This is a genomic window from Negadavirga shengliensis, assembly GCF_042652345.1.
GTDB classification, from domain to species: domain Bacteria; phylum Bacteroidota; class Bacteroidia; order Cytophagales; family Cyclobacteriaceae; genus Negadavirga; species Negadavirga shengliensis.
Map to the genome: position 1 here is coordinate 1 of NZ_JBHSJJ010000005.1, position 12,198 is coordinate 12,198.

Consider the following 12,198-nt stretch of genomic DNA (forward strand, 5'->3'; position numbering starts at 1 on the left):
TGAGCTGGATTTTAGTCGGATATCCCATATCTAGTCATATAACTAGATATAAAAATCAATAAAAAAGACCACAATTCCAAATTGCAGCCTCTTTTTATTTTATGTCTAGTAAATAGCCAAAGTCGAGGGGGTGTAGATTCAATCTACACCCAGAGATACGTTTCAAAACTCAAACCTTCGGTTCATCCCCGGCATTTCCCCATGGCTGTTGATGGCGATCAGGCTTAAAAGCGCCACAAATACCAGGAGCAGGAACAGGATCAAGGTCCATTTCTTTGGAGAGATAGGTTTGAATGTTTCTGTTGGGGTGAATTTGGGTATGACCAAAAGGATGACCGCAAAATTGATGAGGTACAGAAACTGCTCTATTCTGTAAAAACTGAGGAAGGACCCGGTGATCAGTATGGTAAAAACGATGTATATCAGAAAATACCCGATGAACAAACCGCTGATTTCTTTTTGGGAAAACCTGGCTTCCAATTGGTTTTTCTTTCCTGAAAAAGTGGCCAGCCAATAGGTCGCAGGGATGATCATAAAGAAAAAAGCTGCCCATTGTACTGTCCTCACCAAACCGGTGCTGTCGCCTCCGGTCAATCTGTCCAATGTGGGTTGCAGGTCTTTCATGATGAAAGACTGCTGCCATACAAAGAACGGGATCAAGAGTACCAGGCCTATCAATGGTAATGATAAATTGGAAGTATTGTATCGGGTCACTGCCTTTTCTTCCGGCCAACTGGAAGTAAAGGTGCCATAGGCCATCCCTATCCCCCCGAAAAAGCCCAGGGAATATTCCATCACGTTCCACATGTTGAACCTGACCTGGGCCACATTGCCCATGACCTGGAGGAAATTGCCAAAAGCGAATCCGAAGCCTCCGCCAAGGCCTGCATAGACCGCGACGCGCATGGCGCCATGCTGCCCGGTTCTCGCCAGATAATACATCAGGGCAAGCCCTATGCCTGCGCAAACTCCCCAAGCCTCTGACCGGGGAGGGGTCATTTGGATGCCCAGCTGCTCGATGATAAAATAATAAAAAATCACACCGCCCACTGTCATTTCTGTAATTACCCGGTGCCACTTTATTTTTTTATCCGGATTATCCGCCAGGACCAGTCCAAACAACCCTCCGCCAATAAAACCGTACAAGCCCCCGATTACAAAAAGCATGGCCAAACCATAATATACATTGACGAATTCGATGCCCCTACCGTATCCCACCACTGCACCATAACTCATCATTCCGCCCAGTCCCCAGCCCACAGCACCTGCAAAGGCTGCTTTGATGGCTTTGTTGTACCAATCCTGTCTTTTGGCCAAAAGGATAATGGCAAGGCAGCCGATCCCTCCTGCCCAGGCTGCTCCCTGCTCGTGTCCAAACTGTCCCCTGATGGCCCAAGCCGTTCCCAGTGCCATGCCCGCAATGATCAAAGAAATAAAAGTCTGTCTGTTAATTGCCATGTCATATTTTGATTAAGTAAATAGCCTTAAGGTAAATGAATGATTTTATAAAAAGCTGATTTACCCTTATATACTGTAGGAAAGGCGCTAAAGACCATTTTAAAAGTAAATTTCGGCCACGGATTTTACATGGTTGGCAAATATCCTGTTTCGTGATCGCCCTTTGAATCAATAATACTATTTCATAAAAACGCTGTCGGTGAACCAATTAAAAGCAAGTTAAAGCCAAGTCTAAAGCAGGATTAAAGCAAGTAACAAGCAAGGATACTCCATATCCTATCCATAGCAATGCTGATGTCTACCCATCCCCTATCCCAGTCCGGTTCCTAGCCGATCCAATATCAAAGGGAACCTATCCCGGTTACCTTTTTTCTAACCCGCTATGACGAACTTTTTCGTCATAGCGAGAAGCGGCAATTTTTCTGTTTAATTGACAAAGCTGCAAACCGTGACAACGCGATCCCAGCGGGCGGTACAGCTGTCGGGAGCGAGGGTGTGCGGGCCTTGCGGGGAGAAGGATTTTTGCGTCTTGACTTTTTGTGTCAAAGCCTGCCCCGACCAGCGCAGCGTATCGGGGACAAAAAGAACAGAAGAGTAAAAGGATAATAGAAAACAATTACCTGTCTTTATGCCAAAGACATTTCTGATCTATGCCTTGACGATCATCTACAGGAAGACTGTTTTCCCGGTTGGCCGGGATTACCTCCCGATAATGATGTATTTCAGGCAAGCCTTCAATAGGCAGATCCAGGGATATATTTACCCACGGCCTCTAATTGCACGCTACACATGACGGCCACGCTTTCCATGGTATAGGCAATCAATACCGTCCTTTCTCTTTTGAAAACACCAAATTTTTCTACCTCGAGAAGGCAGAATTTTGCTGATCATTTGGTTAATTAGGAAGAATTTCCCCCTTTCCGGCCAGGGGGACGACTTCCCTCAAAACAGGTATCCATTCAGCGTCCATCAATCAGTATTTACCTTTACATTCTTGAACATAAACGGGTTATCGCTGAGTCTCAAGGCCTGGCCACTGTTGGTGGTTACGTTCCTAAGAATGACTTCCCTTGTTCTGACATAGGGAAATTGCTCTTGGTAAGAATCATCAGTCATATCCGGATTGAAACTTGCAAAAATAGCGGGACCCTGATAATCTTCAGGATGGTTGGAGTCATCAATACGGAGGGATTCGATGGTGATCCGCTCAGGCATATAACAGGTGTAGCCGAAATCATGCTGTCCGGAATTCGATCCGCCGATCAGACTGGCGCTGACCGGTCTGCCCCCTGCAGGCACAAAGTCGCAATTGCGGATCAGGACCTCTCCTTGCCAGGTACTGCCGTAGTCGGAGCGCAGGTTGATGAGGGTTCTTCCATGCAGGGTGGAATTTTCCACGGTAAAAGTCCCGCTGCCGATGGCATTAATCCCCTGATGGCCCAATGTAGAGTTGCGGATGGTAGCGTTTGCCACACCCATGTGGGCATCAAACCGGGAAAAAGTGCAATGGTCCAAAACCAGGTTCTTGCAGTAGTTGGAACCCATGATGCCCCAGTACTGGTTGTCGTTGATGTCATTCGTCTGGCTGGAGTTCACAAATGAAACATTAAGGGCCCGGCTAAGGGAGATGTCATAGCTGCCCATGGAGACCGGAACCCCTGCTGAGCCAATGGTCTGGTATGTTTTGCGCCCGGTCAGGACCGTGTTCTGGACGGTCACGTAGGCGCATTCGGCGATATTGAGGAAGCCGCCATAAGGCGCGCCATGCTCGCCTTCGCCAGTGACGCGGTGTTCCAAACCGTCCACAACCACATTGGAACGCCTGATGGCAATGCCCCGGCTGTAGTAGGTGTATTTTGACTCGGCCCTGTTGGCAATGGTGGTAAAAAAGCCTCCCTTAAGGGTCAGCGTAGTTTCGTCAAGTGGAAGGGCGGTAATGTCCGTGATTTGGTCGAAGTCCCAGATGATCGGGGCATCCATATCCACATGGCCGTCCTTGTCAACGATAAAAATATCCGTCTGCGGGGCCCCGCTGTTTTGGTTCGGCCCGAACCGGATGTACCGCTTTACGTTGGCATCGGTGACAGTGATAAGGCAGGTTCCGGGCAAGGAAATGTCGATTTTCTCCTGATTCCTCTTAAGGGAAGATATCCCCTCGGGCTTGAACGGGGTCAGGCTGGAACTGACCCGGAAAACGGGGGTTGTACGGTCCTGGACCTCGGTATCATCGATGATAAATGCGGCCGTGCCAAAATCGGTGTCGGTTTGAATGACCGCGGTGCGGCTCTTCCCGCCGATGTAGTAAGTGGCACCCCCGTCGGCTTTCACAGGAAGGCCATGCTGGTTGGCATACACATGGGCGGCAGCGATGGCATCTATGTCATCGGTTTGTCCATCGCCACTGGCACCGAAGTCACTGTAGCGGACCAGGCCGTTGTGTTTGAATTTTTGAGCATCTTTTTTGGACACATTTATGTGTAATTTCCCATTTTCACCTTCGCGTACCTGGGTTTTTTTGTTGGTGGAGGTGACCACCGTATTTTCTTGCGAGCTGTTGGTCTGCCCCTGTGCCGCATTGAAAACGCCTGCAAACAAGAAGAAAAGGAAGAACCTGTATTTCATTGCATAAGTATTTATGGTATCCATCAATTTCCGGAAGATTTTTAAAATGGTTCGATGTTATTTTCCCGTATAAATAAAGATGATCATAAACTAGCGGTTTTCACGCATATTAACAAGATAAATTCTATTTCGAGGGGCAGATTTGTTTGTCCTGTATTTTTCAGGTGCTAAATCCAAAATGCTTGATGGATTTAGGTGTAGCTAAGCTGTGCTCTTTTAAAATGGGAACGAGTGTGATGTCATACGCAGAATGACGCTTCCCTTCGCTCGCCCCTCGGTCCCCCGCCGTGGCGGGGAAGACCGTGCGCAAGATTGCTCCGCCGCGGTGGAGTAGGGGTGTGCTGGGCATGCGTCAAAGTAGATGTCACACGACACAGGGGGAAATTGATCTATTTAAAAACGCCAAGTGATTTTTTTTGAAATTCAAATACCGATACATTACCACCGGAACAGCGAAGCACCTGACATCTATTTTATAAATGCTTGGACGTATTCAAAGACCTTCAAGCTGCTATCCCCCATCCCCCTCACTTTCCCGCCAGATACCTTTTCCTGTATTCAATGGGATTGCAGCCTTTGACTTGTTTGAACTGCCGGGCGATGTTTTTGCTGTCATTCAGGCCCATGTCCAAGGCGATTTCGAAAATGGTCTGGTCGGTCTCCAGGAGTTTCTGGGTGAACTTTTCTATTCTCAGGTTAAAAATGTACTTGTAAACCGGATAGCCCGTTATCTGCAAAAAACGCTTTTCAAGGCTCCTTCGGGACAGGGGAACCTGTCGGACCACCTCATCCACCTGAAGGTTTTTTTCGATGTTTTTGTGGATGTACTTCAGCGTGGAGGCGATGTAATCGTCGTTAGTAGCATAGATATCGGTGGACTGCCGCGTGATGATCTGGGTGGGCTTGACCACGATATCATAGTAATCATCCGGTCCGTTTTGGATCATGTGCTCCATGAGTTTGGCGGTATCATAACCCCCTTTTTCTATGTCCAACCCGATGCTGGACAAAGGCGGATCAGACAGCTCACAGAGCATTTCATCATTATCTACCCCCAAAACGGCCACTTCTTCCGGTATGCGGATCCTGTTTTGTTTACATGCCTCAGTGATGTGCAGCCCCTGGTTGTCGTCACAGGTCATCAAGGCGATGGGTTTCGGCAGTGACAGGAGCCACTTGCTCAGGGAGTTGCTCTTATAGTACCAAAGGTCAGTCGAACGGGATTTTCTGTGTTCAAAATAGTTGACTTTATAACCTACGGAATTGATTTTTTTCTCAAAACCCTCAGCCCTCTCCCTGGACCACACAATATCATTAAAGCCATAAAAAGCAAAGTTCTTGAATCCCTTTTTAAGGAAGTATTCAGCTCCGAGCTGACCTGCTTCCCGGTAGGCCCCGGTGATATTGGGCAGTTCTTTGAACCTCTCCTTGAAATCCTGCGCGATGACAGGTATTTTGGAATCAACAATGAGCTTAAGGTCCATTTCATTGTATAACTGGCCAATGATGCCATGGGCCCCCCATTCTCTCGCCCAGTCCAGAATACCCTCGATACCAATGGTTTCACGGTAATACAAGGGCATCCTGCAGTAGGTCCAGGGGCCATGTTCAGCAGAGTATTTTGAAATACCTTTTAGCAGACTCTTGCTGTACTCTTCCGCAAAATCCAATAAAAGGATGATCTTATACATACCATGTGGATTTATTTGAAAATATCCTTGAAACTACTTATCGTCGCGTTGTTTACCAAAGGTTTAGCCCATATTCCGATGCTTAAAATATAACCCAAAGAGATCAAAAGGAAAAGCATGGCAAACCTTAACCCTACCAATTCCGCAATCCCCCCGACAATCAATGGCACTACGGCCCCACCCGCAATGCCTGTACAGAGGATGCCCGAAAAAGTACCGTGATGTTTGGAAACGGAATTGAGCGCCAGCGAGAAGATAATGGACCACATCACGGATGCAAAGAAGCCGGTTAAAGGGAATGCGATGATGGCCATTTGCTCCGTTCCGAACAGTGCTACCAAGAGTGCTATGATCGCTCCCGAGGTAAACCCTACCAATACTTTCCTGCTGTCTATGAATTTAAGCAGTATCAGCCCCAAGAGGCAACCAATGGTAAGCAGGCCCCAAAAGTAGGAGATAACAGAGGCCCCTGTGGTCGCGGGATCTACGCCATGATAAGTCTGCAAGAACTTTGAAATCCAGTTGGCAATACCCTGTTCTGTGCCTACATAACTGAAAATTCCCAAAAAGTACAGCATGACTACTTTGTCCGCCAACAATTCCTTGAATGACACCCCTACATCGATTTTTTCATCTTCCTTTAACTCTACTTTTGGAAACTTCGCCAAGTAGACGATGATGATCATGATAAAAGATATTACCGCAAAGACCCAGTACAGGGAAACCCATTTTAGACTTTCAGGAACCAGATTGTTCAGTGTCGTGATGAGCAGTGAGCTGTCGTCTGTGTGCATGTTGGTCACCAGATAGCTGTACAACAAAGGGCTCAGAAAGGAAGCTGCTCCGAATGCCAACTGGGCCATGACCGAATTGAACGCGAAATGCTCCTCTCCTCCAGCCGTTCTCAACAAGGGGTTGATGACTACCTGAAGCATGGCCATGCCTATCCCAATGACAAACAAGGAAGAAAGTGCAATGGGAAAACTTGGGATTACGGCGAAAAACAGGGCTCCCATGAAGGCCATGAAAAATGCAACCACCAGCATCTTTTTCTCTTTGTATTTTTCGACGAGGATCCCCGAAGGGATGGACATGACCCCATAGGCTACGAAGAAAGAAAAGGGAAGAAATCCGGCCAATCCGATACTCAGTGTGAAACTGTCAATGATGTCCGGGATGATGGGCCCCAGAATGTTGGTTAAAAAGGAAATGACAAAAAATATCAACAATATCAGGGCTACTATCAGGTTATTTCGCTTCATGTCATTAAGTTTATTTTATTGATGCTTGTTCTTGCTCCTTAAGGACAAGTTATGCATGGTAAAGGACGTCTTTGGGAGGGAACAAGCCCCTCTTTTTTGCATAAAATACGTATAGTTCACCTCATAATACGCAAAGGCCGTGTCTGGGACTTTCTGTGCGGGATATCAAACCACACCGTTGATATGTTCCAAGGAAAGATCAACCAGTGCAGCGGCACCGAGAAGGGCGATATTTTCGTTTTGGCTGACATGGATTTTAAGTTTCTTGATAGACTCCGGATAAATAAAATCACTGAAACTTTCTTCCATGGTTTCCTTAAAAAACGGGAAAGCATTCGCCACCGATCCCCCGATCACGATGGCTTGGGGATCATAGGTATACATGACCACCTGTACAGCAGAACCGAAATGGTAACCAAACTCCCTCCATTGTTTTAATGCTGCTTCATCACCTTTTTTGGCGGCTTTGTAGGCCTCCAATGCAGTGGTATCGTAAAAACTGCTGAAGAAATTGCCGCTGGCATAATATTCGATGTTTTTGTCTTTATAAGGTATCAGTCCTATTTCCCCTGCCCCGCAGTTTATGCCCGTATAAAGTTTGTTCCGGATGATCACTCCTGAACCCAAGCCGGTTCCAATGGACATACCTATAAGACAACTGTAATCCTTGGCCACACCGAACTTGTGTTCGCCCAATACAAAACAGTTGACATCATTGTTCACAAAAACAGGAAGGTCGAATTCCTTTTCCAAAATATCCTTTAACGCTACCTTTTTCCACGAAGGAATATTGGTTACGTTATAGACAACCCCTTTTTCCACATCCACCACGGAAGGCACACCTATTCCTATCCCATCCACCTTATATTTCGTAAGTGGCCGGATAAATTGCTTGACCTGATCCAAAGTGGAAGTAAGATTGTCTTTTTCTTTCAGCAGCGCTTTGGTCTGATGGATGATTTTGCCATCTTTTTCTATTCCAACCTGGATTTTTGTGCCTCCTAAATCTATTCCTATATTCATATGACTTCCGTAGATGGATTTTTTTAAAAAATCAAATTACAAATATATTTACCTCCACTATCAATACCAATCGAAACTGGGAATACTTGGGGTTTACGCTCTGAAAATCAGAGTTTATAGTTGGTTTGTATCCTTGCAGCTTCCATTTTTATACACGAAAACCAGGATAATGGGCTATTTCGACACTAAATTTTTTAAAGGCATTTCATAAAACTGGGTGGCCGCTGTTCAAACCATAATACCATATGTCTCCCCAGCTTTGATCCAATAGCCCATATTCTTTTAACAAGGTATAGTCTATACTTGTGGGTGAAGTGGAATGTAGACTTTTTTACCCCTATTCTAAAAATTAGAATGTTTAAAATAAATTAACAATATTATGATGAAGGGTTGTTTGCCAGGCTTATTGGCTTGGTTTTGTTTTTGGTCAGCAACAGTTAGTGCACAGGTTGAGGATAGGCCCTTTATTCAGGCTGTTTCCCATCAATATAAAGTAGCCGGCCATGATGGACAATTAAGACTTAAAAAGACTGTAATAGATTATGATGATATAGTCTATGTTTTGAGCGATAAGGGGCTGTTTTGGCTTTTTGAAGATAAATTGATACCTGACATCCGGTACAGTTCCCTTGCGGGAAAAATCCCTGTTGATATTTATGCGCAGGAGGGAACAGGTTATTTATACTACCTTTATGAAGATCATTTTTTGACCAATGCTTTGGCGGGAAAGCCTTACGGGGAATTCCCGTCAGGTAAATACCAGCTCATGGCGGTTAATCATACAGGGGAAGTACTTTTGGCTGGGGGAAAAAATGCAGGTATATATTTTCGGGGGCAGTTGAGGGAATTGTCAGGAATCCCATCTGATATCATAAAAGTCCATGTACATGAAGGTGTTTTTTATCTTCAGACCAAAGATAGTCTATTAAAAATAACGGCTTCATCAAAGCCCGAACGTATTTTTGAAATGAAGGGGCTGCAAAGTGTGGCTTTTAGGAAAGATGAGATTCTTATAGGTAGTCATGGTGGTTACAAGGGAATTTCTTTGACGGATCAGAGCCAGAGATTTGACTGGCAGCGGAAGGTTCCTGTTCCGGATATTTATCATTTGGCGGTGCATGGAGGGGAACTGTGGGCCGGCACCCCGGAAGGTGTTTTTAAAAGACAACCTGATGGCGGTTTTCGGTATTATGCATCCAAAAGGTGGCTGGATGACAATAAAGTGGTGGATATGGGATTTGATTCAAAAGGAAATCCTTACATTTTGTCCCCCACCGGATTAAATGAAATAGAATTCAGGAAAGTTACCCTTGCAGATAAAGCGGCTCATTACGAAGCCAAAATCAGAAAGAGGCATATCCGCTTTGGATTTTCTACAGAGACGAAACTCACGGATCCGGACAATCTTGGAATGAATGTCTTGGTGGATGATGATAACGATGGATTGTGGACTTCTTTCTATTTGGGCAGTATGGCCTTTAAGTATGCTACCACCGGGGACGGGAAAGCCAAAAGGTATGCATGGGAATCTTTTGAAGCCTTTGAAAGGTTGCTTTCGGTCAATCAACTGGAAGGATTTCCTTCAAGGACCTTTGAGCGGACGGGATACAAAGTCTCTGGCCCCACCAAATGGAGGACCTCACCGGACAAGGGTTGGGAATGGAAAGGGCATACCAGCAGCGATGAATTTGTAGGCTATATCTTTGTGGCGGCCGTGATGGATGAATTTGTAGTGGAAACCGAATCAGAGAAAAAACGCGTTGCGGATTTCATAGACGAAATCCTCATGCATATGATAAATAATGATTATTATTTTGTGGATATAGATGGTGAGCCTACACTATGGGGCAGGTGGAATCCGGAGTATATCAATTGGTATCCGGAAACCGTGGTGGACAGAAAATTGGGCAGTACCACCCTGATAGCGGGTTTACAGTTGGGTTATGCACTTACCGGAAAGGCTCTTTATAAAGAGGAGGCCTATAGATTAATGGAAAAGCATGGGTATCTTGACAATATCAAAATCGATCTCCGTAAAATTGGCGCTACCCCTGATGTAATATTTCAGGGGCACAACATGGGAGATGGAGGATGGAACCACTCCGATGATGAAATGGCATTTCTCAGTTATTGGGTTTTGTACCGTTATGCATTTGACGAACAGTTGAAAAAAGATTACGCTTGGGTTATCCGCAATCACTGGGAGATAGAGAAACCGGAGAGAAACGCACTGTGGAGCATCATCACTTATGGTACCGAAGGATCAATAGACCAGCAGTCGGTACGGTGGCATCTCGAGGGTTTTCCGTGGGATTTGGTAAGGTATGATGTGAAAAACTCCCATAGGAAAGATTTGGAGTTTTTGGAGCCGAATTTCAGAGGCCAAACAACCCCAAACCTGATCCACCAGGATGAAAGAAGGATTATCCGGCACAATACCAACCCTTTCGAACTGGATGGAGGAAGGGGAGGGAGAACAGAACTTACCGGGGATGAATACCTTTTGCCCTATTGGATGGGAAGGTACTTGGGGGTGATTCCATAAGCGGCACGTCCTTTTTATCATAAATTGATAACTTTAAGGAGATTATTTCTTGATGGGCATAAATTAAATTTGGAAAAACTAAACATAGATTAAAATGAAAAGAAGGGATTTCTTCAGGAATGGTGTACTTGCTTCCCTGGGCGTGGCCTCTTTTGCTCCGGGCTTGCAGGCTGCCAACCATGCTTCAAACTATAAAAACAAAAAGGCCAAAAACATCATTTTTATGGTGAGTGACGGGATGAGCACCGGCACCTTGAATATGGCGGACCTCCTGTTTTATCAGAAAACGGGCAAAAGAAGCCGGTGGATGGATCTATATAGCCGGGAAGGGGTGACCAGGTCTTTAATGGAAACCGCTTCAGCCAATGCACTGGTAACCGACTCGGCAGCAGCAGGAAGTTCGTGGGGAGGAGGCCGGAGAGTACCCAATGGCTCATTGAACATTGGGTCCAATGGAGAAGAACATATGCCCATCCTTCAGAAATTCAAAGCCGCCGGCAAGGCAGTAGGCTGTGTCACTTCCGTACAGATCACCCATGCCACACCGGCCTCTTTTTGTGTCAATTTTAAAAGCCGGAGCGCTCAGCCGGAAATAGCCGAAAAATACCTGGACCTTAAATTTGATGTCATGATGGGTGGCGGAGACGAATTTTTCGATGCCTCCAAAAGAAAGGATGGCAGGGACCTATACGGGGATTTTAAAAAGGCCGGGATAGCGGTGGCAAGGTCAAAAGCCGATATGGAAAAAATGAAGGGAGGTACACCTGTTTTGGGAGTCTTTAGCGAGGGAGGCCTGCCTTATGCCATAGATAGAGAAAATGATGTTGAACTCAAAAAGAATGTCCCTTCTCTGGCTGAGATGATCCGCAAAGCCATCGATTTGATGAAAAACAATCCCAAGGGGTTCGCCATGCAGATAGAAGGGGGTAAAGTGGACTGGGCAGCCCATGCCAATGATGCGCCGGCGTTGATATATGACCAGTTGGATTTTGATGAGGCCGTGGGCGTGGCTTTGGATTTTGCGGCCCAGGATGGAGAGACCCTGGTGGTGATCACCACCGATCACGGAAATTCCAACCCCGGCTTGTTTTCCAACAGCAAAGTCAATGAGAAATTCGCTAACCTGTACACGACTACAAAATCCAATGAATGGTTGCTTATGCAGCTTTCTCATGAAAATACTCCCGCGCAGGTCAGGGACCTGATCGAAGCCTACCAAGGCATACAACTGACCAATGAGGATGCGGTGGCCATTCTTAAAGATTATCAGGTGGTGAATGAAGAGGGGATGTATGATTCCGGCAAAAGACCCATGCATCTCCTGGCCCAGTTGCAGGCACCCCATACCAGTATCCAATGGGGTGGCACCAACCATTCAGGCGATCACGTGGAATTGGCGATGTATGGACCAGGCAGCCAAAAATTGCCTGCATTTATCGAAAATTATCAATTGCACCAGTTCATGTTGGACGCGGCAGAAGTGGGTAATCTAGCATTTGCATATTGAGATTTCCATCGAAACAGCTGATTCACAAGCCATGGGAGCCGCTCTCATGGCTTTGTTTCCATATGGCGCATTTTTTTATATCTTGTCAAA

Annotated in this window: 7 protein-coding genes; 2 read left to right on the plus strand and 5 right to left on the minus strand. The window is 45.9% G+C overall.

What is annotated here, in order from left to right:
* Window positions 1-162: 162 nt before the first annotated feature.
* From ACFPFU_RS10005 to ACFPFU_RS10025, 5 genes are all read right to left on the minus strand, one after another.
* On the minus strand, window positions 163-1,458 hold the full coding sequence (locus ACFPFU_RS10005) for a hypothetical protein (protein WP_377064053.1): 1,296 nt from the start codon (window positions 1,456-1,458) through the stop codon (window positions 163-165).
* A 969-nt stretch (window positions 1,459-2,427) separates the two neighbouring features.
* A complete protein-coding gene (locus ACFPFU_RS10010) occupies window positions 2,428-4,104 on the minus strand; it encodes a hypothetical protein (protein ID WP_377064055.1) in 1,677 nt (558 codons plus the stop codon).
* A 503-nt stretch (window positions 4,105-4,607) separates the two neighbouring features.
* Window positions 4,608-5,771 carry a DNA-binding transcriptional regulator gene (locus tag ACFPFU_RS10015; RefSeq protein ID WP_377064057.1) on the minus strand — a complete coding sequence of 388 codons (1,164 nt, stop codon included), beginning with the start codon at window positions 5,769-5,771 and terminating at the stop codon, window positions 4,608-4,610.
* An 11-nt stretch (window positions 5,772-5,782) separates the two neighbouring features.
* Complete coding sequence (locus ACFPFU_RS10020) at window positions 5,783-7,033, minus strand: MFS transporter (protein ID WP_377064059.1); 1,251 nt, start codon at window positions 7,031-7,033, stop codon at window positions 5,783-5,785.
* A 165-nt stretch (window positions 7,034-7,198) separates the two neighbouring features.
* Window positions 7,199-8,056 (minus strand): ROK family protein, encoded by an 858-nt coding sequence (locus tag ACFPFU_RS10025; RefSeq protein ID WP_377064061.1) that lies wholly within the window; start codon window positions 8,054-8,056, stop codon window positions 7,199-7,201.
* 379 nt (window positions 8,057-8,435) lie between these two features.
* Here ACFPFU_RS10025 and ACFPFU_RS10030 point away from each other — a divergent pair, with 379 nt between their 5' ends.
* The gene (locus ACFPFU_RS10030; protein ID WP_377064063.1) at window positions 8,436-10,601 is read left to right on the plus strand and encodes a hypothetical protein; all 2,166 of its coding nucleotides are present in this window, start codon (window positions 8,436-8,438) and stop codon (window positions 10,599-10,601) included.
* Window positions 10,602-10,695: 94 nt separating this feature from the next.
* A complete protein-coding gene (locus tag ACFPFU_RS10035) occupies window positions 10,696-12,108 on the plus strand; it encodes an alkaline phosphatase (protein WP_377064065.1) in 1,413 nt (470 codons plus the stop codon).
* The last annotated feature ends 90 nt before the right edge of the window (window positions 12,109-12,198 follow it).

Excerpts from the sequence above, each read along its gene's own strand:
- ACFPFU_RS10005 (WP_377064053.1), bottom strand. The coding sequence starts at position 1,458 with ATGGCAATTAACAGACAGACTTTTATTTCTTTGATCATTGCGGGCATG.
- ACFPFU_RS10010 (WP_377064055.1), bottom strand. The coding sequence starts at position 4,104 with ATGGATACCATAAATACTTATGCAATGAAATACAGGTTCTTCCTTTTC.
- ACFPFU_RS10015 (WP_377064057.1), bottom strand. The coding sequence starts at position 5,771 with ATGTATAAGATCATCCTTTTATTGGATTTTGCGGAAGAGTACAGCAAG.
- ACFPFU_RS10020 (WP_377064059.1), bottom strand. The coding sequence starts at position 7,033 with ATGAAGCGAAATAACCTGATAGTAGCCCTGATATTGTTGATATTTTTT.
- ACFPFU_RS10025 (WP_377064061.1), bottom strand. The coding sequence starts at position 8,056 with ATGAATATAGGAATAGATTTAGGAGGCACAAAAATCCAGGTTGGAATA.
- ACFPFU_RS10030 (WP_377064063.1), top strand. The coding sequence starts at position 8,436 with ATGATGAAGGGTTGTTTGCCAGGCTTATTGGCTTGGTTTTGTTTTTGG.
- ACFPFU_RS10035 (WP_377064065.1), top strand. The coding sequence starts at position 10,696 with ATGAAAAGAAGGGATTTCTTCAGGAATGGTGTACTTGCTTCCCTGGGC.